The sequence below is a fragment of the Streptomyces sp. HUAS MS02 genome (assembly GCF_055702265.1).
On the sequence record NZ_CM146747.1, the window covers coordinates 7,721,563 to 7,744,431 of the forward strand.

Below are 22,869 nucleotides of genomic sequence, written 5' to 3' on the forward strand. Positions count from 1 at the left end.
GGCCTCAGCCGACGTGTCTGCGTGCCCGCAGGGCCAGGCTCAGAGCCAGCACCGCCTGGGGGTCGTCCAGGTCGGTGCCGAGCAGTTCACCGATCCGCGCGAGGCGGTTGTAGAGGGTCTGGCGGTTGAGATGCAGTTCGCGGGCGGTCTCCGCCTTGCGGCCCGCGTGCGCGAGATACGTCTCCAGGGTGGGCAGCAGCGAGGGCTTGGCCCGGTCGTCGTGGTCGCGCAGGGGGCCGATCGCGCGGTCCACGAAGGCGGCCAGGTCGGGGTGGTCGCGCAGCCGCCACAGCAGCAGGTCGATGTCCAGGCGCCGGGCGTCGTACCAGGGGCGGTCGGCCAGGCCCTGTGCGGCCGTCGCCGCCTCCGCCGCGTGCCGCAGGCCCGCCGAGGCGGCCGCCCAGCCGCCGGGCACCCCGACGACCACCACGGGAGGCCGCCCGCCCGGCCGCAGCGTCCCGGCGCGCTCCACGCCGGCCCGCAGCGCCGCCGCGACCTTGTCGGCCACCGCGGTGCGCTCCGACTCCGCGCGCAGGGCCAGCAGCAGCGGTACACGGCCCTCGACGGGGCGCACGCCGAGCAGCGCGGGTACGCCGACGGAGGCCAGCTCCTCGGCCACCGCGCGGGCCAGGACGGCCCAGCCGCCGCCGGGGGAGAGGCCGTCGGCGAGCCGCATCACGACGGGCAGCAGGGGGCCGGACCCCGGCTTGAAACCGAGGACGCGGGCCTGCGCGGGGGCGTCCTCGGCCTGGACGCGGCCCTCGGCGAGGTCGGTGAGGAAGTCGCCGCGCCCCCGCGCGGCCAGCTCCTCCTCCTGACGGGCCTGCATCAGGACGACGGCGAGGATGCCGGCCGCGCGTTCGGCCGCCATCCGGTGGACGGGCGCCAGGGGTGCGACGACGGGCAGCAGGACCAGCCGGGCCCGTACGGCGCCGGTGCCGGGGCCGCCGCCCGGTACGTCGACGAGGGTCGTCCCGGCCGGCGGCTCGTCCTGGTGCCGGCCGCGCAGCCCCTCCCACACCTGGAGGGGATCGGTGTCCGCGGGCCCGGTCCCCGCGGCGTACAGGAGCTGTCCGTCAGGGGTCTCCAGGAAGACCGGGTTGCCGCTGAAGTCGGCCAGGATGCCGAGGACCTGCGGGACCCCGCCGCCGCCGAGCAGGGCCTCGGTGCAGCGGCGGTACACCTCCTCGGCCCGCTGGAGGAGCGCGTAGTGGCCGTTGACGATCTCGGTGTGGATCTCCTCGGTGACCGTCACGAAGGCCACCTCGCGGTGGAGTTGGACGAGCGGGAGCCCGGCCGCGCGCGCTGTCTCGACAAGGGCCGCCGGGAGCCGGGCGAAGCGTGGGCCCAGTTCGACCACCAGGGCCGAGATGCCGCGTTCGGCGAGGGTCCGGACGAACGCGCGCTGGTCGGCGGGGCGGGTGCCGAGCCCGTACCCGGTGGTCAGCAGCAGCTCGCCGCCCTTGAGGAGCGAGGCGATGTTCGGGACCTCGCCCGCGTGCACCCAGCGCACGGTGCGGTGCAGCCGGTCGGCGCCCGCGAGGATCTCCGGCAGCCCGCCGCGCAGTCCGGGCAGCTCCAGCGCCCGCCGCACGGTGATGCCGCCCTGCGCCTCACGGCCGTGACCTGCTTCGCGGCCTCCACGGGTGTCCATGGAGCGGACGGTACCCGGTCGTCAGGCCGGCGGGATGTTGTGGTTGAAGCGGAAGACGTTGTCGGGGTCGTAGGTGGTCTTCACCGCCGTCAGCCGCCGGTAGTTGTCGATGCCGAGTCCGGCGACGACCCGGTCGGCGCCCTCGTCGCCGACGAAGTTGAGATAGACGTCGCCGGTGCTCCAGGGCCGGGCGTCGGCGCGCACGTCCCGTACCCACCGCATGCACCGGTCGTCGTCCTCGGGGTCGGCCCAGACGCCGAAGGGATGCACGACCCAGGGGGAGTCCCGGTAGGGCACGGGGTAGTGGGCGGGGCCCTCCGCTATCGCGCCGCCGAGCGGGAAGAGCACGTGCTGGGTGCCGGTCGGCACGGGCATCGACCAGGCGCGGTCGGCGAGCACGTCCACCAGCTCGTCCGGCAGACCGGTCAGGTACTCCGCCGACCAGTAGTTCCGCATCCCCGGCGGGTCGTCGATCATGCACTGCACGTCCGCGTACGGCATCGCGCCGACGATCTCGGCCTCGTGCGGCATCGCCAGGAGTGGCTGGGCGACCTTGCGCATGTCCTCCTCGGTGCCCGCGTACGTCAGGAGGATCGCGCAGGCGAGCCCGCCGACCAGATGCTCGGGGACGAACTCCTCGGGCGGGGCGGTGAGATAGAGGACGCCGCCGCCCGCCTCCCGCGGGCCGGCCTCGATGACGTCGCGGTACACGCGCATCACCTCGGGGCCGTGTTCGGGGCGGTAGAGGAGCAGGGCGATGGCGAAGGCGGGCAGCTCGTGCAGCCGGAGGGTGAGCGCGGTGGCCACGCCGAAGTTCCCGCCGCCGCCGTGCAGCGCCCAGAACAGGTCCGGGTTCTCCTCGGAGTTCGCGCGGACGGTGTGTCCGTCGGCGGTCACCAGGTCGACGGCGAGCAGGTTGTCGACGGCGAGCCCGAAGGTGCGGTCCAGCCAGCCGCTGCCGCCGCCGAGGACGAAGCCGCCCACCCCCGTGGTCGAGGCGCGGCCGCCGGTGGTCGCGAGGCGGTGGGGCTCGGTGGCGCGGTCGAGGTGGCTCATGGTGGCGCCGCCGCCGACGCGTGCGGTCCTGGACGCGGGGTCGACCGTGACCTCGTGCATCCGGCGGAGGTCGATGACGAGCCCGTTGTCGTTCAGTGCCATTCCGGCCACGCTGTGGCCGCCGCCGCGTACCGCGATCGGCAGGTCGAGGTCGCGGGCGAAGCGCACCGAACGGACGACGTCGGTCTCGTCGGCGCACTCGGCGATCACGGCCGGACGCCGGTCGATCATGGCGTTGAAGACCGTGCGGGCGTCGTCGTACCCGGGGTCGTCCGGCGCGTACACCTCGCCGGACAGATCCTCGCGCAGTGCGGCGAGGGCCGCCCGCGCCTTCGAGAGGGGAGCCATGGTGAGCCGCCCCCTTTCGGTCGGGGGACAGGGCTCCTTCCAGGCTAGGCGGGGGCGGCGGACGGGGCCTGTTCGGGGCTCGTGCGGCACCCGCGGCGGGGCCTGCGGCCGGCAGGCGGGTCGGCGCGAGCACCCGTACCAGCGAGCGCAAGCGCTTGCCGTGTGCGCCTGCGGACGCTCCGGTCCGCCGCCGTGCGCGCCGGACCGGAGGGCGCGCACGGCAGGCCGTACGCCCCCCGGCGCTCGGCCGCCGTGGGCCCCGGACGCGGTCAGCCGCCGTACGCCCCCGACGCGGTCAGCCGCAGGGCCGTGTCGATGAGGGGGACGTGGCTGAACGCCTGCGGGAAGTTGCCCACCTGGCGCTTGAGCACCGGGTCCCACTCCTCGGCGAGGAGGCCCAGGTCGTTGCGGAGGGAGAGCAGCTTCTCGAAGAGCTTGCGGGCCTCGTCGACCCGGCCGATCATCGCCAGGTCGTCGGCCATCCAGAACGAGCAGGCGAGGAACGCGCCCTCGTCGCCCGGTAGCCCGTCGACGCCCTCCTCCTCGCCGGAGGTCGGGTAGCGCAGGATGAAGCCGTCCGGGGTCGACAGCTCGCGCTGGATCGCCTCGATGGTGCCGATGACCCGCTTGTCGTCCGGCGGCAGGAAGCCCATCTGCGGGATCAGCAGCAGCGAGGCGTCCAGCTCCTTCGAGCCGTACGACTGGGTGAAGGTGTTGCGCTCCTTGTCGTAGCCCTTCTCACACACGTCCCGGTGGATGTCGTCGCGCAGCTCGCGCCACTTCTCCAGCGGGCCGTCCGCGTCACCGGACTCGATGAGCTTGATCGTCCGGTCCACCGCGACCCAGGCCATGACCTTGGAGTGCACGAAGTGGCGGCGCGGTCCGCGCACCTCCCAGATGCCCTCGTCGGGCTCGTCCCAGTGGTCCTCCAGGTAGCGGATCAGCTTCAGCTGGAGGAGCGAGGCGTAGTCGTTGCGGGCCAGCCCGGTCATGTGGGCCAGGTGCAGGGCCTCGGTGACCTCGCCGTAGACGTCCAGCTGGAGCTGGTGCGCGGCGCCGTTGCCGACCCGGACCGGCGCGGAGTTCTCGTACCCGGGCAGCCACTCCAGCTCGGCCTCGCCCAGCTCCCGCTCACCGGCGATGCCGTACATGATCTGCAGGTTCTCCGGGTCGCCGGCGACCGCGCGGAGCAGCCACTCGCGCCAGGCGCGGGCCTCGTCCCGGTAGCCGGTGCGCAGCAGCGAGGAGAGGGTGATGGCCGCGTCGCGCAGCCAGGTGTAGCGGTAGTCCCAGTTGCGGACGCCCCCGATGTGCTCCGGGAGGGAGGTCGTCGGGGCGGCGACGATGCCGCCGGTCGGGGCGTACGTCAGGGCCTTGAGCGTGATCAGCGAGCGGATCACGGCCTCGCGGTAGGGGCCGTGGTACGTGCACTGCTCCACCCAGTCGTGCCAGAACTCCTCGGTGGCCCGCAGCGACGGCTCGGGCTCCGGCAGCGGCGGGGGCTGCTTGTGCGAGGGCTCCCAGGAGACCGTGAACGCGATCCGGTCGCCCGGCGTCACGGTGAAGTCGGCGTAGGTCGTCAGCGCCTTGCCGTAGGTCTCGCACTCGGTGTCGAACCACACCGAGTCCGGCCCGGCGACGGCCACCGTGCGCCCCTCGTGCTTGTGCACCCAGGGCACCACCCGGCCGTACGAGAAACGCATCCGCAGCGCCGAGCGCATCGGCACCCGGCCGCTGACGCCCTCCACGATCCGGATCAGCTGCGGGGCGCCGTCACGCGGCGGCATGAAGTCCGTCACACGGACCGTGCCGCGCGGGGTGTCCCACTCGGATTCCAGGATCAGCGAGTCGCCGCGGTACCGGCGGCGGGAGGCCGTGGGCGGCTCGGCGTCGGCCGCGTGCGCGGGACCCAGTCTCCAGAACCCGTGTTCCTCGGTGCCGAGCAGTCCCGCGAAGACGGCGTGGGAGTCGAAGCGGGGCAGGCACAGCCAATCGACCGTGCCGTCCCGGCAGACCAGCGCGGCGGTCTGCATGTCTCCGATGAGTGCGTAGTCTTCGATGCGCCCGGCCACGTGCAACTCCAGTCGAACGGCCACGTCGTCGCCCCCCGAGGGGCGGTCGCTGTGCGGTGTGCGGTCAAGGGACCCAAGGGATCGACAAAGAAACCATGTTTCCAGAGTGATCCAAGGGACGGTGTCATGCGATGTCGCTCAACGATCCTCAACGCAAATGAGGCGATCGTTGCTCAACGCACTGACGAGCTCTCATGATTACCGGAGACGGGCTGGGGTGGTGCCGTCGCGCCGGCCGCGCTCGGCAGCGAGTGTCCGAAGAGGATACGACGCACCGGAGGGCTCCGCGTGCCGCTCCGGACAACACGGGTGGGCCGAACGGGTGAGCTAATGGTGAAGGTCGGGCGGGATTCGCCGACAGTCGTACGAGGTCCGTGTCGGCCCGTGCGCGGAGCGTGGCCGGAAGCGATCGTGTCCTGTCGCTGATACCCTGGTAGCCCGTGGACCGGTGGGCGCCCCGACGCAACAGGGACCCCCGAACCGCAGCGAAGGCACCCCCGACGGATGAGCTCGGGCGGCGGCCGACCCGCACACCGAACCGCGACCACGGGAGCCCCCTCTTGGCCATGCCGCCCGCTGCTTTTCGAAACTCGACGACAAAGCACATCTTCGTCACCGGGGGTGTCGCCTCCTCTCTCGGCAAGGGTCTGACCGCCTCCAGCCTCGGCATGCTGCTCAAGGCCCGCGGCCTGCGCGTCGTGATGCAGAAGCTCGACCCCTACTTGAACGTCGACCCCGGCACGATGAATCCCTTCCAGCACGGTGAGGTGTTCGTCACCAACGACGGAGCCGAGACCGACCTGGACATCGGACACTACGAGCGCTTCCTCGACCGTGACTTGGACGGCTCCGCCAATGTCACTACAGGCCAGGTCTACAACACGGTCATCGCCAAGGAGCGGCGTGGCGAGTACCTGGGCGACACCGTCCAGGTCATCCCGCACATCACCAACGAGATCAAGCACCGCATCCGGCGCATGGCCTCCGACGAGGTCGACGTCGTCATCACCGAGGTCGGCGGCACCGTCGGCGACATCGAGTCGCTGCCCTTCCTGGAGACCGTCCGCCAGGTCCGTCACGAGGTCGGCCGCGACAACGTCTTCGTCGTCCACATCTCGCTCCTGCCGTACATCGGGCCCTCGGGGGAGCTGAAGACGAAGCCGACGCAGCACTCGGTTGCGGCTCTGCGCAACATCGGTATTCAGCCAGATGCGATCGTTCTGCGCTGTGATCGTGAAGTTCCCGCCGCGATCAAGCGCAAGATCTCCCTGATGTGCGACGTCGACGAGGCCGCCGTGGTCGCGTGTCCCGACGCCCGCTCGATCTACGACATCCCGAAGACCGTGCACGGCGAGGGCCTGGACGCCTACGTGGTCCGCAAGCTGGACCTGCCGTTCCGTGACGTGGACTGGACGACCTGGGACGACCTGCTCGACCGCGTCCACAACCCGCTCCACGAGATCAACCTGGCGCTCGTCGGCAAGTACATCGACCTGCCCGACGCCTACCTCTCGGTCACCGAGGCGCTGCGCGCGGGCGGCTTCGCCAACAAGGCCCGGGTGAAGATCAAGTGGGTCACCTCCGACGACTGCAGGACCCCGGCCGGCGCCGCGGCCCAGCTTGCCGACGTCGACGCCATCTGCATCCCCGGCGGCTTCGGCGACCGGGGTGTCTCCGGCAAGGTCGGCGCCATCCGGTACGCCCGCGAGAACCGGATCCCGCTGCTCGGCCTCTGCCTGGGCCTGCAGTGCATCGTGATCGAGGCCGCGCGCAACCTGGCCGACATCCCGGACGCCAACTCCACCGAGTTCGACTCCGCCACCGCCCACCCGGTCATCTCCACCATGGCCGAGCAGCTGGACATCGTCGCCGGTGAGGGGGACATGGGCGGCACCATGCGGCTGGGCATGTACCCGGCCAAGCTCGCCGAGGGATCGATCGTGCGCGAGGTGTACGACGGCAAGGAGTACGTCGAGGAGCGCCACCGTCACCGCTACGAGGTGAACAACGCCTACCGCGCGGAACTGGAGAAGAAGGCCGGTCTGCAGTTCACCGGGACCTCGCCCGACGGCAAGCTCGTCGAGTACGTCGAGTACCCGCGCGAGGTCCACCCGTACCTGGTCGCGACCCAGGCGCACCCCGAGCTGCGCTCCCGTCCGACCCGCCCGCACCCGCTGTTCGCGGGGCTGGTGAAGGCCGCCGTGGAGCGGAAGACCGGCAAGTAAATCCGAGCGGCGCGAGAGCTGTACGGTGACCGGGGTGCGCGTCTTTCGGGATGTGTGCCCCGGTTTCTTTTCGCATGTGTGGGAGGACGAGTCGACATGACGATCAAGGACACCGCCGAGGAGTGGGAGATCCGGGCGAGCGAGACCCCGTTCGTCGGCAAGAAGACCTCCGTGCGCACGGACGACGTGGTCATGCCCGACGGGTCGGTCGTCCGCCGCGACTACCAGGTCCACCCCGGCTCCGTCGCCGTCCTCGCCGTCGACGACCAGGACCGGGTGCTGGTCGTCCGCCAGTACCGCCACCCGGTCCGAGAGCGGCTCTGGGAGATCCCGGCGGGCCTCCTCGACGTGCCCGGCGAGAACCCGCTGCACGCCGCCCAGCGCGAGCTGTACGAGGAGGCGCACGTCAAGGCGGAGGAGTGGCGGGTGCTCACCGACGTCTACACCACGCCCGGCGGTTGCGACGAGGCCGTGCGGATCTTCCTGGCCCGGGATCTCTCCGAGGCCGAGGGGCACCGGTTCGAGGTGGAGGACGAGGAGGCCGACATGGAGTTGGCCCGGGTGCCGCTGGAGGAGCTGGTGCGGGGGGTGCTCGCCGGGGAGCTGCACAACAACTGCCTTGTGGTGGGGGTGCTTTCGCTGGTGGCCGCGCGCGGTGGTGACGGGGTGGAGTCGCTGCGCGCGGCCGAGGCGCCGTGGCCCGCGCGGCCGTTCGAGGTCTAGGGCGTGTTTCGGAAGTCCCTTCGTCGCCCGAAGGGCCTCAGAGCAGAAGGGACTTCCGAAACACGCCCTAGGGCCGGTTCAGGTCGTGGGTGAGGCGCGGGTCCGCCGTGGCTTGTCGCGCCCACGCGGCGGAGCCGCGTATCGATACGGCCCAGTGCCCTCACGGGGCTTGATGCCGACCTCACACTCCCAGTCCTACGATCGTTTGATCCGATCGAGCGACCTCACCGCCCCGCTCCGCCCGGATCGTCGCAGAGCGTGAACTAGGCTCGGGAAACGCCCGAACCGGAGTCCCGGCGGGCTTGCTCGTGCGGTGGGACGGGAGCGTGGCCCGTGGCGGATCAGGCGGTGGACCTCGGGGGTGCCCGGGTGTCCGGAACGGGGCGGCCCCCGGCTGTCGAGGCCGCCCCCACGGACAGTCAGTTCCTGGGCCGTACAAGAGAGTTGAAGGAGCTGCGGGCCGACATCGACCGGGCCGGGCTCAACACCCTCGCGGGCCGCAAGGCCCCCCACGCGCGCGTGCTGCTCGTCGCGGGCCGCCCCGGCTTCGGCCGCACCGCGCTCGCCGAGGAACTCGTACGACAGGTTACCGATGGTTACCCCGACGGGGTGCTGCGGACCCGGCTCACCGAGCCCGACGGCACCCGGGTCCCGGTCGAGCGCGCGGCGCGGGACCTGCTCGGGGGCCTCGGGCTGCCGGCGCCCGCCGGGGCCGACGAGGACGACCTCAGCGAGACATTGCGCCAGGCGCTGGCCGACCGCCGGGTGGTGCTCCTGCTCGACGACGCCGCCGACGCCGAGCAGGTCGACGCGCTGCTGCCGGACACCCCCGACTCCCTGGTCGTGGCGGTCTCCGGGGGGCCGCTGACCGGCATCTCCGACGTCCGCCCGTGCACCCTGGGCGGACTGGACACCAAGTCCGCCGTGGAGCTGCTGGAACGCTTCAGCGGCTCGGTGCGCATCACCGTGGACCCGCGCTCGGCCGAGGGGCTCGCCGAGGTGTGCGGGGCCCAGCCCGCCGCGCTGCGGCTCGCCGGGGGCTGGCTGGCCGCCCGGCCCTCCGCCGCCGTCTCCGACCTGGCCAAACAGCTGCGCGCCGACGAGGGCGACAGCCCGCCGCTCACCAGGATCTTCAAGCTGTCGTACGCCGCGCTGCCGACCGCCGCCGCCCGGATGCTGCCCCTCCTCGCCCTGGCCCCCGCCGGCCTGGTCGACCCGCACATCGCCTCCGGTCTCGCCGGCTGCTCGGTCGACACGGCCCGCGGCACACTGGACGACCTCGTGGCCCTGGGCTTCCTGCACGAGGTCGACTCGCCGCTGCCGCAGTACGAGGTCCCCGGCTGTCTGCAGCCGCTGCTGCGGGCCCTCGCCGAGAGCCAGGAGCGGCCGGGCGAGCTGCAGCTGGCCCGCGCGCGGATGCTGGAGCGGACGGTACGGCTGCTGCAGTCCTGCCGCGCCATCACCGAGACCGACAGCCCGCTGGCCCGCGAGAAGCTCCTGGCGATGCCCAAGGCGCTGCGGTTCCCTACGCCCCGGGCCGCCGAGGAGTGGCTGCGCGTGCGCCGGCCCGCGCTGCTCGCCGCGGCCCGGCTCGCGGTCGCCGACGGCGAGCTGGACACCCTCGCCCGGCGTCTGATGTCCCAGCTCGTCCGGGCCCTGGTGGCGCACTTCGGTACACAGGCCGCCGCTCCCGACCTGTACGACCTGCACGGGTTGGTCCTCGATGTCGCCGAGCGCCGTGCACTGCCCCGCGAACAGGCGGCCGCGCTGCTGAACCTCGGCGACCTGGACGCCCGGACCGGCCGTACGACGGCGGCACTGGCCCGCTACCGGGCCGCGCTCGACGCCGGACGCCGGGCGAACGACCCGTACGCGACCGGCCGCGCGATGGAATCCGTAGGCGCCGCCCATCAGGAGCTGGAGGACTACGAACGGGCCGCCGACTGGTACGGCAGGGCGCTCGCCCAGCGGCTCGCCCGCGACGAGCGCGAGGACGCCGTCCGGCTGTACGGCCGGATCGCCGCCGTGCACACCTTCGCGGGCCGGTACGGCGAGGCGCTGCGCAACTGGAGCTCGGCGCTCACCGGCCACCGCCGGCTCGGCGATGTGGCGGGCCAGGCAAGGGCGTTGAGCGAGATGGCACGCGTCCAGGAGTACGCGGGCCGGCCCGAGGAGGCGCTGCGCACCTGCCAGGAGGCGGCGGAGTGGGCGCGGCGTGCCGACGACGTCCGGCTGCAGGCCGCGATCCAGCTGCGGATCGCCGACACCCTGGAGCGGCTCGGCGACCCCGCGGCGGCCCGGTTGCACCGGCAGGCCGCCGAGCGACTGCTCGACGACGTCGACGACGGGTCCCCGGCCCTCCAAACCCACGAGATCGAGCCGGAACAAGGTGCTAACGCCTGCGAAATCCGTAGTGCATCCGCGAAAGATTGATGCATTGAAAGGCTAGACAGCGGGGATACCTTCATTAGACTGGCTGCGCCGCCGGTTCTCCTGCGGTGTCTCCCGGTGCGCTCAGATGCGTACGGGTATGTCCTGTATTGCGTGGGCATGTTCCGCCTGTGCGTGCGAGCCCCCACACCCCTCCGAGCCAAGGACCGTGATCGACGTGAAGGTCGGCATCCCCCGCGAGGTCAAGAACAACGAGTTCCGGGTGGCGATCACCCCCGCCGGCGTGCACGAGCTCGTGCGCCACGGCCACCAGGTCGTCATCGAGCAGGGCGCCGGAGTCGGCTCGTCGATCCCGGACGCCGAGTACGTCGCCGCCGGCGCCGAGATCCTGGCCACGGCCGACGAGGTGTGGGCCGCGGCCGACCTGCTGCTCAAGGTCAAGGAGCCGATCGCCGAGGAGTACCACCGCCTGCGCAAGGACCAGACGCTCTTCACCTACCTGCACCTGGCCGCCTCCAAGGAGTGCACGGACGCCCTCGTCCAGTCGGGGACGACCGCGATCGCGTACGAGACCGTCGAGCTCCCGAACCGCGCGCTGCCGCTGCTCGCGCCCATGTCCGAGGTCGCGGGCCGGCTCGCCCCCCAGGTCGGCGCGTACCACCTGATGCGGGCCAACGGTGGGCGCGGGGTGCTGCCCGGCGGTGTGCCGGGCGTGCTGGCCGGGCGGGCCGTCGTCATCGGCGGTGGCGTCTCGGGCTGGAACGCGGCGCAGATCGCCATCGGCATGGGCTTCCACGTGACCCTGCTCGACAAGGACATCAACAAGCTCAAGGAGGCCGACAAGGTCTTCGGCACCAAGATCCAGACCGTCGTCTCCAACGCCTTCGAGCTGGAGAAGGCGTGCCTGGAGGCCGACCTCGTCATCGGCGCCGTCCTCATCCCGGGGGCCAAGGCCCCGAAGCTGGTCACCAACGAGCTCGTGTCGCGGATGAAGGCGGGAAGTGTCCTTGTCGACATCGCGATCGACCAGGGCGGCTGCTTCGAGGACTCCCGGCCCACCACCCACGCCGAGCCGACCTTCCCGGTCCACGAGTCGGTCTTCTACTGCGTCGCCAACATGCCCGGCGCGGTGCCCAACACCTCGACCTACGCGCTGACCAACGCCACGCTGCCGTACATCGTGGAGCTCGCCGACCACGGCTGGGCCGAGGCCTCGCGTCGCGACCCGGCGCTGGCCCGGGGGCTCAACACCCATGACGGCAGGGTCGTTTACCGCGAGGTGGCCGAGGCGCACGGCCTGGAGCACGTCGAGTTGGCGTCACTGCTCGGCTGACCGGCTGTTTTTAAGTCACCTTTCGGTAAAAGGCGATACGTCAACACAGGTCGTCAACAGCACCTTCCCGGCCGGATCTTGCCCGACAAGGTCCGGCCGGATGTGTGTATGGTCACTTTGCGACACTCGCGCAACTCGCCTCGAACGTAACCGTTCGGATGTTTCGCGCACCGGTGAAACCTGCCGTGCGACGGCCCTACGCCCTTGACAGCCGCATGTTTCATTGCCGACACATCGGGCCGGGTCCGGCGGATTGTGTTGCTGCGGACCGCCGACACGCCATAGAGTCGCCAACCGTCGGCATGGTGCCACGCTGACCTATCTAGAAGTTTCCTGGTCACCAAGGAGGTAAGACGACTTGTGAATGAGTCGACATTTACTCCCGGGGGTGGTCAACCAGGAATGCCTGCGCCGGTCTCGGGCCCCACGGGGTTCGCGGCTGTCGGCTCCGTCGCTGTCCGCACCTTCGCAGCCCACCAGAGTCAGCAGGCAACTCCGACAGCACTCCAGAGCATGGATGGCCAACACGTGAACGCCATGGCCGGCGACGGAAGTGGCGGGGTCCACAACCACTTCGCCGACTACGACGAGCTGCCCGACGGGCACTTCTACGACCCCGACGCCGAGTACGAGCCCGATCCGGAGTACGCGGCCACGCTCGCGCCCGACGCGGCCCGTCAGCGCCGCGAGCGCATCGGTCCCACCGGTCGCCCGCTGCCCTACTTCCCGATCCCGGGTCCGCTGACCGACCACGGTCCCGCGAAGATCATCGCGATGTGCAACCAGAAGGGCGGCGTCGGCAAGACCACGTCGACCATCAACCTGGGTGCCGCGCTCGCGGAGTACGGCCGCCGGGTCCTGCTCGTCGACTTCGACCCGCAGGGCGCCCTCTCGGTGGGCCTCGGGGTGAACCCGATGGAGCTCGACCTCACGGTCTACAACCTGCTCATGGAGCGGGGCATGTCGGCCGACGAGGTCCTGCTGAAGACCGCGGTCCCCAACATGGACCTGCTGCCGAGCAACATCGACCTGTCCGCGGCCGAGGTCCAGCTCGTCTCCGAGGTCGCGCGCGAGTCGACGCTCCAGCGCGCCCTGAAGCCGCTCATGGCCGACTACGACTACATCGTGATCGACTGTCAGCCCTCGCTCGGCCTGCTCACGGTCAACGCCCTGACGGCCGCGCACAAGGTGATAGTGCCTCTGGAGTGTGAGTTCTTCGCTCTGCGTGGTGTCGCGCTGCTGACGGAGACCATCGAGAAGGTCCAGGAGCGGCTCAACCCCGAGCTGGAGCTCGACGGCATCCTCGCCACGATGTACGACTCGCGCACCGTGCACAGCCGTGAGGTCCTCGCGCGGGTCGTCGAGGCGTTCGACGACCACGTCTACCACACGGTCATCGGGCGCACGGTCCGCTTCCCGGAGACCACGGTCGCCGGTGAGCCGATCACCACGTACGCCTCCAACTCCGTCGGCGCCGCCGCCTACCGTCAGCTCGCCAGGGAGGTGCTCGCCCGGTGTCACGCCGAGTGAGTCTGCCGGGGGCCGACGAACTCTTCCGTACGACAGGGGGAATGGCGCTGCAGCCGTCCACTCCCCGGCGGGGGGCCAACGGAGAAGCCCGTGTGCCCGCTCCCGCCGGGGAGAGCGACGGGGCCGCCGGCGCGGAGGACGCGCCGCCGTCCGTGCCCGTGCAGGGCGGTGACGGCGAGGGGTCCGAGCATGTGGCCGCCGACGCCGAGTCCGACGGCGAGCAGCCGCGCAGCCGTGGCGCCGCGACGGGGGCCGAGCGGGCCGCCGCCGGGCGGCAGTCGAAGCCGCAGGAAGGTTCTGCCGCGGCGCCCCGCAAGCGGGGGCGGGCCTCCGGGCGCCGGCCCAGCGGGCGGGAGCGGCACGACGAGAAGATCACCGTGTATGTCTCCGCCGAGGAGCTCATGGACCTCGAACACGCGCGGCTGGTCCTGCGTGGCGAGCATGGGCTGGCCGTCGACCGGGGGCGGATCGTGCGAGAGGCCGTCGCCGTGGTGCTGGCGGATCTGGAGTCCCGCGGAGACGCGAGCATCCTCGTACGTCGGCTGCGGGGGCGGTAGGGGTAGCCTGCCAGGGCTATGACCTCGTACGACTCCTCTGGCTCGGCTTCCGGTGGTTCCGGGGGCCGTCGCCGTGCGCTGGGGAGGGGGCCGCTGGCTCCGCCGACCGAGCCGGCGGCGCGGGCCGAGGGTGACTCGGCGGGCGGCGCTGACGAGAAGCCGCCGTCGGCTGCCGCCCTGACCGAGACCGACCCCACGCCGGAACCCGCGGCAGGCGGGGCCGAGCCCGTAGCCGAAGCCGAGGTGGAGTTCGGAGCGAGGGTCGAGGCCGGAGTGTCGGCCGAGGTCTATCCGAGAGCTGTGGCCGGGGCCAAGGCCGAGGCCGGCGGCACGGCTGTGGCCGGAGCCGGGCCTGGAGTCGGAGGCGCGTCCGGAGCCGTAGCCGAGTCCGGGGCCCCCGTCGAGTCCGGACCCGGCGTCGGTGCCGAGGCCGAGCCGGAACCCCAAGCCGAGCGCGAGCCTCAACCCGAACCCGAACCCGAGCCCGGCGCCGCAGGCGAGGCCGAAGCCGGTGCCGGCGGGGGGTTCAAGGTTCGGCTCGCGAACTTCGAGGGGCCGTTCGATCTGTTGCTTCAGTTGATCTCGAAGCACAAGATGGACGTCACCGAGGTGGCGCTGTCCAGGGTCACCGACGAGTTCATGGCGCACATCCGGGCCATGGGGCCGGACTGGGATCTCGACGAGACGACCGAGTTCCTCGTCGTCGCCGCGACGCTGCTGGACCTGAAGGCCGCGCGGCTGCTGCCCGCCGCCGAGGTCGAGGACGAGGCCGACCTCGCGCTCCTCGAAGCCCGGGACCTGCTGTTCGCCCGGCTGCTGCAGTACCGCGCGTACAAACAGATCGCGGACATCTTCAACCGCCGGCTGGACGAGGAGGCCCGGCGCTACCCCCGGACCGTCGGTCTGGAGCCGCACCACGCCGAACTGCTGCCCGAGGTGGTCATCAGCATCGGGACGGAAGGATTCGCCAGGCTCGCGGTCAAGGCGATGCAGCCGAAGCCGAAGCCCCAGGTGTACGTCGATCACATCCACGCGCCGCTGGTGAGCGTGCAGGAGCAGGCCGGGATCGTCGTCGCGAGGCTGCGCGAGCTGGGGGAGGTGTCCTTCCGCGTGCTCGTCGAGGACACCGACGACACCCTGACCGTCGTCGCCCGCTTCCTGGCCCTGCTGGAGCTCTACCGGGAGAAGGCCGTGGCGCTGGACCAGGAGACCGCCCTCGGGGACCTGATCGTGCGCTGGACGGGCGGGGACGGGGATGCCGAGCCCGTGGTCACGGACGAGTTCGACCGGCCGCCCGAACCGCCGAAGGAGGAGACCAAGGCATGAGCGAGGAGACGCCCGAGGGGGCGACCGGGGCGCCCGCGGGGTCGCGTACCGTCGCCGACCTCGATCTCAAGCCCGCCCTGGAGGCCGTCCTCATGGTCGTGGACGAGCCCGCGACGGCCGAGCACCTGAGCAAGATCCTGGAGCGGCCGAAGCGACAGATCTCCAAGGCGCTGCGGGAACTGGCCGACGAGTACGCGGTCCAGGGGCGCGGCTTCGAACTGCGGCTGATCGCCGGGGGCTGGCGGTTCTACACCCGGCCCGAGTACGCCGCCGCCGTCGAGCGGTTCGTGCTCGACGGGCAGCAGGCCCGGCTGACCCAGGCCGCGCTGGAGACGCTGGCCGTGGTCGCGTACCGGCAGCCGGTGAGCCGGAGCCGGGTCTCGGCCGTACGAGGGGTCAACTGCGACGGGGTCATGCGCACCCTGCTCCAGCGGGGCCTGGTCGAGGAGGCGGGCGCGGAACCCGAAACAGGTGCGATCCTGTACAGGACGACGAACTACTTCCTGGAGCGGATGGGCCTGCGCGGTCTGGACGAACTCCCGGAGCTCGCGCCCTTCCTCCCGGAGGCGGAGGCGATCGAGGCCGAGACCCAGGAAGCCGTACCGTCGTTCGATCCGGATGCTCCGGATTCCGAGGACACAGACGACAAGACGGAACTTTGATGCGAAGCAGCAGCGGCAGGAACAGCAGCGGAAACAACGGCGGGAGCCGTGGTGGCAACAGCGGCGGCCGCGGCGGAAGCGGTGGTGGACGCGGCGGGAGCGGTGCCGGACGCGGCGGGAGCGGCGGTGGCCGCGGCAACTACCGCGGTGCGGGGAACGACCGCGACGACAGGCAGGGCGGCCGGCCGAAGAAGCCCCGCCCCGAGGAGCGCCGTTACGACGTGGGCCCCGGCGGCTCGCCGGACGGTCCCAAGTCCGGGCGCGGCGCCTCGGCGCGCGGCGGGGCCAAGGGCGGCCCGAAGCAGTCCCAGCAGCAGCGCGGGCGGTGGGCCCCGGCGACCTCGCGCGAGTACGACGCGCGGGCCGAGGAGCGCAACCGGGAGCGCTACGCGGGCAAGAAGGACGTCAAGCTGCCCAAGACCTTCCCGGGTGCCGAGCAGGAGGGCGAGCGGCTGCAGAAGATCCTCGCGCGCGCGGGATACGGCTCGCGGCGGGCCTGCGAGGAGCTGATCGAGCAGGCGCGGGTCGAGGTCAACGGCGAGATCGTCCTGGAGCAGGGCAAGCGCGTCGACCCGGAGAAGGACGAGGTCAAGGTCGACGGTCTGACCGTGGCCACGCAGTCGTACCAGTTCTTCGCGCTGAACAAGCCCGCCGGAGTCGTCTCCACCATGGAGGACCCCGAGGGCCGGCAGTGCCTCGGCGACTACGTGACCAACCGTGAGACGCGGCTGTTCCACGTGGGCCGGCTCGACACCGAGACCGAGGGCGTCATCCTGCTCACCAACCACGGCGAGCTGGCGCACCGGCTGACCCACCCCAAGTACGGCGTCAAGAAGACGTACGTCGCGCACATCGTGGGCCCGATCCCGCGCGACCTGGGCAAGCAGCTCAAGGACGGCATCCAGCTGGAGGACGGGTACGCGCGCGCGGACCACTTCCGCGTGGTGCAGCAGACCGGCAAGAACTACCTCGTGGAGGTCACCCTCCACGAGGGGCGCAAGCACATCGTGCGCCGGATGCTGGCCGAGGCCGGCTTCCCCGTCGACAAGCTCGTCCGCACCGCCTTCGGGCCGGTCTCCCTCGGCGACCAGAAGTCCGGCTGGCTGCGCCGGCTGTCGAACACCGAGGTCGGGATGCTGATGCAGGAGGTCGACCTGTAGGTCCTGGAGCCTTCGGGCTCAGCCGCGTGCGCGCGGCGCGTTGGAGCACGAGCCGGTCCCGGGTTTGCCGTCGGGGCCGGCTCTTTGCCGTTCCCGGCGCCGCCCTTGACGCCGTTCTTGGCGTTCCTTTCCTCGTAAAGGGGTTGTGCGCCCGGAGCGCGCGGCTTTATAGTCGTCATGACTATTAGTCATGGTGACCATTAAGGGGGCGACGGACATGACCTCACCCGAGGGCTACGACAAATACGCCTTCGAACCCTTCGCCGTCACCGTCGACCTGGCCGTCTTCACCGTCCGCGCGGGCACCTTGCAGGTGCTGCTCGTCGAGCGCGGCCAGGAGCCGTACGCGGGCCGCTGGGCGCTGCCCGGCGGGTTCGTGCTGCCGGACGAGTCCGCGGAGGAGGCCGCCTGGCGGGAACTCGCCGAGGAGACCGGCCTCAAGGACGACTCCGGGCTCCACCTGGAGCAGCTGCGGACCTACAGCGAGCCCGGCAGGGACCCCCGGATGCGGATCGTCACCGTCGCGTTCGCCGCGCTGCTCCCGGACCCGCCCGTCCCGCACGGCGGAGGCGACGCCGCACAGGCCCAGTGGCTGCGCTTCAACGCCATCGGTCCGCTCGCCTTCGACCACGACCGCATCCTCGCCGACGCCCATGAACGCGTCGGCGCCAAGCTCGAATACACCTGTCTCGCCACCTCCTTCTGCCCGCCCGAGTTCACCCTCGGCGAGCTGCGGCAGGTCTACGAGACCGTGTGGGGCACACCGCTCGACCGGCCCAACTTCCGGCGCAAGGTGCTGGCCACGCCGGGCTTCGTCGAACAGGTGCCCGGCGCCGCCCGCCTGACCGGCGGTCGCGGCAAGCCCGCCGCGCTGTACCGCGCGGGTGGGGCCACCGCCCTGCACCCGCCGCTGCTGCGACCCACCACGGAAGGACGGTCCTGATGACCATGACGCTCCGCACGAAGCGCTCCGCCACCGGCTCCCTGATCGGACTCGCCCTCGGAGACGCCCTCGGCTTCCCGACGGAGTTCAGCGACGTCCCGTCGATCCTCGCCAAGTGCGGCCCCTGGCGGAAGATGGGGCTGCCGAAGCCGGCGATCGTCACCGACGACACCCAGATGACACTGGCCCTGGGGCACGGGCTGCGGGCCGCCATGGACCGGGGATCGCTCGGCCCCGACGCCCTGGTGCGCGCCGTCCGCAAGGAGTTCGTGGACTGGTCCCGCTCCCCGGAGAACAACCGCGCCCCCGGCAACACCTGCCTGGTCGCCTGCGACCTCCTCGCCGTCGAGCGCCACCCCTGGCAGTTCGCCAGCCAGATCCACTCCAAGGGCTGCGGCGCCAACATGCGGGTCGCCCCGCTCGGCCTGATCGGCCCGCTCAGCGACGAACAGCGCGCGGGCGCCGCCCAGTTGCAGGCCGCCCTCACCCACGGCCACCCCACCGCGCTCGCCGCCTCCGATCTCACCGCCCACGCGATACGGCTGCTCTCCCAGGGCGCCGAACCGATGGGCCTGGTCGGCCGGCTGCGCTCGTACGCGTACGAGAACCGCTCCCGCTACCACGCCCGCTGGCTCGGCGACCTGTGGACCTACAGCCAGGACCCCTCGCCCGAGCACTACATCGCCCGGGGCTGGGACGACTGCCTGGAGGCCCTGGACCGGGTGCAGGCGGCCCTGCGGCTGCCGTCGCCCGAGACCGACCCCTGCCTGGCCACGGGAGAGGGCTGGATCGCCGAGGAGGCCCTCGCGACCGGGCTGCTGTGCTTCCTGCTCTTCGTCGACGAGCCCGTCACCGCGCTGCGTCGCGCCGCCTGCACCTCGGGCGACTCCGACTCCATCGCCTGCCTCGCCGGTGCCTTCGCGGGCGCCTACCACGGGCCGGACGTCTGGCCCGCCGAGTGGGCCGACCGGATCGAGTACCAGGGCGACCTCGTCTCGCTGGGAGCCCTCTGGGACGCTTGAGGGATGACCGACGCGCTCACCGACGCCCTCGACATCGACCTGGCCTCCGTGGTCGCCGAACAGCCCCACTCGCTGCTGTTCGCGACCGTCTCCGGAGCGCACCTGTACGGCTTCCCGTCGCGCGACTCGGACGTGGACCTGCGCGGTGTGCACCTGCTGCCCACGGCCGAACTGGTCGGGCTGCGGGAGCCGGAGGAGACCCGGTCGCGGATGTGGGACCGGCACGGTGTCGAGATGGACCTCGTCACGCACGACCTGCGCAAGTTCGCGCGGCTGATGCTGCGCCGCAACGGCTATGTGCTGGAGCAGCTGCTCTCCCCGCTCGTCGTGCACACCGGCGAGGCGCACCGCGAACTGGTCGCGCTCGCCCCCGGGGTCCTCACCCGGCACCACGCCCACCACTACCGGGGGTTCGCCGTCACCCAGTGGCGGCTCTTCGAGAAGACCGGCGAACTCAAGCCGCTGCTCTACACGTTCCGGGTGCTGCTCACGGGCATCCACCTCATGCGCAGCGGCGAGGTGCAGGCCCATCTGCCCACCCTGGTGCCGCAGGTGGACGAGGCGCCCCGGTATCTGCCGGACCTCGTCGCGGCGAAGGCGGACCTGGAGCACGGCAAGGCGGACGTCGACCGGGAGCGCGTGGCGCAGGACGTGGAGCGGCTCCAAGGGGTGCTGGAACAGGAGCAGGCGCTGTCAGCCCTCCCGGAGAGCCCGTCCGCGTACGACGCCCTGCATGATTTCGTCGTGCGGGTCCGCCTCGGCGGTGCGTGGGTCTGAGGCGGTCCCGAGGTCCGCTCGGGCCCGCAGGGCGGACGCGTGCCGGGTGCGTACGACGAAGTCCTCGACCCGGGCCCGGTCCGGCTCCGCCGGCAGCGGGCTGCGGTGCACCGCCTCCTCGGCCTCCGTCGCCAGCCGGACCATCCAGGACTCGACCCTGGCCCACGTCACCTCGCCCTGCTTCACCGCCAGCAGGGGCTCGCGCTGATCGCCCACGTCGACGGTGAGCGTGCCCGTGCGCAGCAGATCACGGCAGCTCATCAGGAGGCGGAGGAGATGCATGGCGTGCTTCCAGCGCGGGGCGCCGTGCGTGCGGATGTCGGCGTCGAGCTTCTTGCGCTGGCCGAGGGCGTAGCGGGCGAAGGTCTCGTGGGCCTGCCGGGAGAGGAACGCCTCGCGCAGCGCGAGCAGTTCCCGGCCGGTGGCGTCGATGTGCTCCACCAGGGGGGAGTGCAGGCACTCCAGGATGTTCGGGTTGGCGCGCAGGGCCAGATTGCAGAAGCGCTCCAGCTCCCAGCCGAACTGCTCCGCCGCCGGACCCTCCACATGGGTCGGCGGCTTCTCGAAGCGCCAGAACAGCTCGGTCGGGGCCAGGAAGACGCCCCGCCGGTCGGTGTCGCTGTCGTCCGTCGCGAGACCGAAGGCCCGCGACCCCATCACACAGGCGTAGATCGTGTGGTCACGGACCAGGCTGTGCGGGTGCGGGGGTTGCATGCCCGGGAGCGTACGTGGTGGCTCAGACCGACTGAATCGAATTTCCCGAGACCTCGATCTCCTCGGCGGGCAGGGGCTGGGTGGCCGGGCCCCGCACCACCGCGCCGTCCGTGATCTTGAACCTGCTGCCGTGGCAGGCGCAGTTGATCGTCCCGTCCGAGATGCTGCTGACGATGCAGCCCTGGTGTGTGCAGACCGCCGAGAAGGCCTTGAACTCGCCCTCCTGCGGCTGCGTCACGACGATCTTCCGATCCTTGAAGATCCTGCCGCCGCCCACCGGGATGTCGGCCGTGGCGGTCAGCTCCTCACCGCCACCGCCCGTGCCGGCGTCCCCGGGTGAGGTCTCCTCCTGGGAACCGCTGTCGCCGCCGCCGCACCCCACCAGGAGCGCCGCCGTGCCCGCCGCGCCGGTCGTGAGCACCGTGCGCCGCGTCGAACCCATCGCCATGTCGTCACTCCGAACGTGCGGAAGAACCCAACCCAGGAGAGAGTGCCACAAAACGTGCGATTCGCATGTCTGGTGGCCCAAGGTGTTCGGGACAGTCGTTCCGCCGCCGGCCTTCCCTCGCGGGCGTCTCGGCAGGCGGGCGCCGCGTACCGGCCGGGGGCGGGCTGACTAGGCTGGTCGTACAACGAGTCGGCATGTACATCAGCGAGGAGCAGTGTCGTGGCGGTACGAGCGGTCCGGGGCGCCGTCCAGCTCGAACGGGACGAGGCGGGGCACATGGACGAGCAGGTGGGCGAGCTGCTCACCGCGGTCCTGGAGCGCAACGGGCTCGGTCCGGACGACCTGATCAGCATCTGGTTCACGGCCACCCCCGACCTGCACAGCGACTTCCCGGCCGCCGCGGCGCGCAAGCTCGGCATCGTCGACGTCCCCCTGATCTGCGCGCAGGAACTGGACATCGAGGGCGCCATGCCCCGGGTCGTACGGATCCTCGCGCACATCGAGTCCGACCGGCCGCGCTCCGAGATCGCGCACGTCTACCTGGGCGCCGCGGCCGCGCTCCGCAAGGACATCGCCCAGTGAGAACCGCACTCGTCATCGGCACCGGCCTGATCGGCACCTCCGCCGCCCTCGCCCTCGCCCAGCGCGGGGTGACCGTCCACCTCGCCGACCACGACCCGGAGCAGGCCCGCACGGCCGCCGCCCTCGGCGCCGGCAGCGACGAGGCGCCCGGCGGCCCGGTCGATCTCGCGATCGTCGCCGCCCCGCCCGCGCACGTGGCCGCGACCCTCGCCGACGCCATGCGCCGAGGAGTCGCGCGCGGCTACCTCGACGTGGCCTCCGTGAAGGGCGGGCCCCGCCGGGAGCTGGAGGCGCTGGGGCTCGATCTCTCCTCCTACATCGGCACCCACCCGATGTCGGGCCGTGAGAAGTCGGGGCCGCTGGCCGCCACGGGTGACCTCTTCGAGGGCCGGCCCTGGGTGCTCACCCCGACCCGGGACACCGACACCGAGGTCCTGAACCTCGCCCTGGAGCTGGTCTCGCACTGCCGGGCCGTCCCGGTCGTCATGGACGCGGACGCCCACGACCGGGCCGTCGCCCTGGTCTCGCACATGCCGCACCTGGTGTCGAGCCTGGTCGCCGCGCGGCTGGAGCACGCCGAGGAGTCGGCCGTACGGCTGTGCGGGCAGGGCATCCGGGACGTGACCCGGATCGCGGCCTCCGACCCCGGCATGTGGATCGACATCCTCTCCGCCAACCCCGGCCCGGTCGCCGACCTCCTCGCCGACGTCTCCGCCGACCTCGACGAGACCGTCCAGGCCCTGCGCGCCCTCCAGGCCTCCGACGAGGCCAAGCGCCGCGAGGGCGTCACCGGCATCGAGGACGTCCTGCGCCGCGGCAACGCCGGCCAGATCCGCGTCCCCGGCAAGCACGGGTCCGCTCCGCGGCGCTACGAGGTGGTCGCGGTCCTGATCGACGACCAGCCGGGCCAGCTGGCCCGCATCTTCGCCGACGCGGGCACCGCCGGCGTCAACATCGAGGACGTCCGCATCGAGCACGCGACCGGGCAGCAGGCGGGTCTGGTGCAGTTGCTGGTGGAGCCGAAGGCGGCGGTGGTGCTGACGGGGGCGTTGCGGGAGCGGGGTTGGGCGATCCGGCAGTAGCGGGGTGTGTGGGGTGCGGGTGGGTCGGCGGTCGGAGGCCGCCGCAGCTGTCCCGATGCCCGGGAGGCGCCTTGGCGCCGAGTGGTGTGAGGGCGGCGTCGGGGACGGGTCGTCCGCATCGAGCACGCGACCGGGCAGCAGGCGGGTCTGGTGCAGTTGCTGGTGGAGCCGAAGGCGGCGGTGGTGCTGACGGGGGCGTTGCGGGAGCGGGGTTGGGCGATCCGGCAGTAGGAGTGGGCGTGCTGTGTGGGGTGGCCCGGGAGG

At 71.9% G+C, this 22,869-nt stretch carries 19 protein-coding genes and 1 pseudogene; 15 read left to right on the plus strand and 5 right to left on the minus strand.

All coding sequences use genetic code 11. The features are described from left to right. Positions 1 to 4: 4 nt before the first annotated feature. From ACZ9QC_RS33295 to ACZ9QC_RS33305, 3 genes are all read right to left on the minus strand, one after another. Entirely contained in the window at positions 5 to 1,654 is a 1,650-nt protein-coding gene (locus ACZ9QC_RS33295; protein ID WP_472916485.1) for a PucR family transcriptional regulator, read from the minus strand. 21 nt (positions 1,655 to 1,675) lie between these two features. After that, positions 1,676 to 3,058 carry an FAD-binding protein gene (locus ACZ9QC_RS33300; RefSeq protein WP_472916486.1) on the minus strand — a complete coding sequence of 461 codons (1,383 nt, stop codon included), beginning with the start codon at positions 3,056 to 3,058 and terminating at the stop codon, positions 1,676 to 1,678. 269 nt (positions 3,059 to 3,327) lie between these two features. Then, complete coding sequence (locus tag ACZ9QC_RS33305) at positions 3,328 to 5,130, minus strand: glycoside hydrolase family 15 protein (protein WP_472921882.1); 1,803 nt, start codon at positions 5,128 to 5,130, stop codon at positions 3,328 to 3,330. Between the two features lie 566 nt (positions 5,131 to 5,696). Here ACZ9QC_RS33305 and ACZ9QC_RS33310 point away from each other — a divergent pair. From ACZ9QC_RS33310 to ACZ9QC_RS33365, 12 genes are all read left to right on the plus strand, one after another. Next, complete coding sequence (locus ACZ9QC_RS33310; protein WP_472921883.1) at positions 5,697 to 7,355, plus strand: CTP synthase; 1,659 nt, start codon at positions 5,697 to 5,699, stop codon at positions 7,353 to 7,355. Positions 7,356 to 7,451: 96 nt separating this feature from the next. After that, entirely contained in the window at positions 7,452 to 8,078 is a 627-nt protein-coding gene (locus tag ACZ9QC_RS33315; protein ID WP_472916487.1) for an NUDIX domain-containing protein, read from the plus strand. A gap of 333 nt (positions 8,079 to 8,411) precedes the next feature. Continuing rightward, positions 8,412 to 10,511, plus strand: coding sequence for a tetratricopeptide repeat protein (locus ACZ9QC_RS33320; protein WP_472916488.1), 2,100 nt, complete (start codon positions 8,412 to 8,414; stop codon positions 10,509 to 10,511). A gap of 166 nt (positions 10,512 to 10,677) precedes the next feature. Continuing rightward, the gene (gene ald / locus ACZ9QC_RS33325; protein WP_472916489.1) at positions 10,678 to 11,802 is read left to right on the plus strand and encodes an alanine dehydrogenase; all 1,125 of its coding nucleotides are present in this window, start codon (positions 10,678 to 10,680) and stop codon (positions 11,800 to 11,802) included. A 402-nt stretch (positions 11,803 to 12,204) separates the two neighbouring features. Then, entirely contained in the window at positions 12,205 to 13,332 is a 1,128-nt protein-coding gene (locus ACZ9QC_RS33330; RefSeq protein WP_472916490.1) for a ParA family protein, read from the plus strand. Further along, on the plus strand, positions 13,317 to 13,889 hold the full coding sequence (locus tag ACZ9QC_RS33335) for a hypothetical protein (protein ID WP_472916491.1): 573 nt from the start codon (positions 13,317 to 13,319) through the stop codon (positions 13,887 to 13,889). The genes ACZ9QC_RS33330 and ACZ9QC_RS33335 overlap by 16 nt, the downstream gene beginning before the upstream one ends. 18 nt (positions 13,890 to 13,907) lie before the next feature. Further along, on the plus strand, positions 13,908 to 15,215 hold the full coding sequence (locus ACZ9QC_RS33340; protein ID WP_472916492.1) for a segregation and condensation protein A: 1,308 nt from the start codon (positions 13,908 to 13,910) through the stop codon (positions 15,213 to 15,215). Beyond that, a complete protein-coding gene (gene scpB, locus ACZ9QC_RS33345) occupies positions 15,212 to 15,877 on the plus strand; it encodes an SMC-Scp complex subunit ScpB (RefSeq protein WP_472916493.1) in 666 nt (221 codons plus the stop codon). Before ACZ9QC_RS33340 ends, scpB begins: the two co-directional genes overlap by 4 nt. Further along, on the plus strand, positions 15,877 to 17,037 hold the full coding sequence (locus tag ACZ9QC_RS33350) for a pseudouridine synthase (RefSeq protein WP_472916494.1): 1,161 nt from the start codon (positions 15,877 to 15,879) through the stop codon (positions 17,035 to 17,037). The genes scpB and ACZ9QC_RS33350 overlap by 1 nt, the downstream gene beginning before the upstream one ends. A gap of 217 nt (positions 17,038 to 17,254) precedes the next feature. Beyond that, entirely contained in the window at positions 17,255 to 17,980 is a 726-nt protein-coding gene (locus ACZ9QC_RS33355; protein WP_230218777.1) for an NUDIX hydrolase, read from the plus strand. Then, complete coding sequence (locus ACZ9QC_RS33360; protein WP_472916495.1) at positions 17,980 to 19,002, plus strand: ADP-ribosylglycohydrolase family protein; 1,023 nt, start codon at positions 17,980 to 17,982, stop codon at positions 19,000 to 19,002. Before ACZ9QC_RS33355 ends, ACZ9QC_RS33360 begins: the two co-directional genes overlap by 1 nt. Positions 19,003 to 19,005: 3 nt before the next feature. Continuing rightward, on the plus strand, positions 19,006 to 19,779 hold the full coding sequence (locus ACZ9QC_RS33365) for a nucleotidyltransferase domain-containing protein (protein ID WP_472916496.1): 774 nt from the start codon (positions 19,006 to 19,008) through the stop codon (positions 19,777 to 19,779). Here the strand turns inward: ACZ9QC_RS33365 and ACZ9QC_RS33370 are convergent. Both ACZ9QC_RS33370 and ACZ9QC_RS33375 read right to left on the minus strand, forming a co-directional pair. After that, positions 19,696 to 20,493, minus strand: coding sequence for a nucleotidyltransferase domain-containing protein (locus tag ACZ9QC_RS33370; RefSeq protein WP_472916497.1), 798 nt, complete (start codon positions 20,491 to 20,493; stop codon positions 19,696 to 19,698). The genes ACZ9QC_RS33365 and ACZ9QC_RS33370 overlap by 84 nt on opposite strands. Before the next feature lie 22 nt (positions 20,494 to 20,515). Then, a complete protein-coding gene (locus ACZ9QC_RS33375) occupies positions 20,516 to 20,941 on the minus strand; it encodes a Rieske (2Fe-2S) protein (RefSeq protein ID WP_472916498.1) in 426 nt (141 codons plus the stop codon). A gap of 219 nt (positions 20,942 to 21,160) precedes the next feature. On the opposite strand from ACZ9QC_RS33375, the gene aroH reads away from it, so the two are divergent. From aroH to ACZ9QC_RS33390, 3 genes and pseudogenes are all read left to right on the plus strand, one after another. Then, complete coding sequence (gene aroH, locus ACZ9QC_RS33380; RefSeq protein WP_033528887.1) at positions 21,161 to 21,523, plus strand: chorismate mutase; 363 nt, start codon at positions 21,161 to 21,163, stop codon at positions 21,521 to 21,523. Next, positions 21,520 to 22,605: a prephenate dehydrogenase gene (locus tag ACZ9QC_RS33385; RefSeq protein WP_472916499.1), complete on the plus strand. Its 1,086-nt coding sequence runs from the start codon at positions 21,520 to 21,522 to the stop codon at positions 22,603 to 22,605. Before aroH ends, ACZ9QC_RS33385 begins: the two co-directional genes overlap by 4 nt. 111 nt (positions 22,606 to 22,716) lie before the next feature. Further along, positions 22,717 to 22,836, plus strand: a pseudogene (locus ACZ9QC_RS33390) (prephenate dehydrogenase); the annotation flags it as partial. Positions 22,837 to 22,869: the final 33 nt, after the last annotated feature.

What these genes read in the sequence shown, in the direction of transcription:
- ACZ9QC_RS33330 (WP_472916490.1), top strand. Translation starts at nt 12,205, where the DNA reads ATGCCTGCGCCGGTCTCGGGCCCCACGGGGTTCGCGGCTGTCGGCTCC.
- ACZ9QC_RS33355 (WP_230218777.1), top strand. Translation starts at nt 17,255, where the DNA reads ATGACCTCACCCGAGGGCTACGACAAATACGCCTTCGAACCCTTCGCC.
- ACZ9QC_RS33360 (WP_472916495.1), top strand. Translation starts at nt 17,980, where the DNA reads ATGACCATGACGCTCCGCACGAAGCGCTCCGCCACCGGCTCCCTGATC.
- scpB (WP_472916493.1), top strand. Translation starts at nt 15,212, where the DNA reads ATGAGCGAGGAGACGCCCGAGGGGGCGACCGGGGCGCCCGCGGGGTCG.
- ACZ9QC_RS33370 (WP_472916497.1), bottom strand. Translation starts at nt 20,493, where the DNA reads ATGCAACCCCCGCACCCGCACAGCCTGGTCCGTGACCACACGATCTAC.
- ACZ9QC_RS33300 (WP_472916486.1), bottom strand. Translation starts at nt 3,058, where the DNA reads ATGGCTCCCCTCTCGAAGGCGCGGGCGGCCCTCGCCGCACTGCGCGAG.
- ACZ9QC_RS33310 (WP_472921883.1), top strand. Translation starts at nt 5,697, where the DNA reads ATGCCGCCCGCTGCTTTTCGAAACTCGACGACAAAGCACATCTTCGTC.
- ACZ9QC_RS33350 (WP_472916494.1), top strand. Translation starts at nt 15,877, where the DNA reads ATGCGAAGCAGCAGCGGCAGGAACAGCAGCGGAAACAACGGCGGGAGC.
- ACZ9QC_RS33375 (WP_472916498.1), bottom strand. Translation starts at nt 20,941, where the DNA reads ATGGCGATGGGTTCGACGCGGCGCACGGTGCTCACGACCGGCGCGGCG.
- ACZ9QC_RS33315 (WP_472916487.1), top strand. Translation starts at nt 7,452, where the DNA reads ATGACGATCAAGGACACCGCCGAGGAGTGGGAGATCCGGGCGAGCGAG.
- ACZ9QC_RS33295 (WP_472916485.1), bottom strand. Translation starts at nt 1,654, where the DNA reads ATGGACACCCGTGGAGGCCGCGAAGCAGGTCACGGCCGTGAGGCGCAG.
- ACZ9QC_RS33365 (WP_472916496.1), top strand. Translation starts at nt 19,006, where the DNA reads ATGACCGACGCGCTCACCGACGCCCTCGACATCGACCTGGCCTCCGTG.
- ACZ9QC_RS33340 (WP_472916492.1), top strand. Translation starts at nt 13,908, where the DNA reads ATGACCTCGTACGACTCCTCTGGCTCGGCTTCCGGTGGTTCCGGGGGC.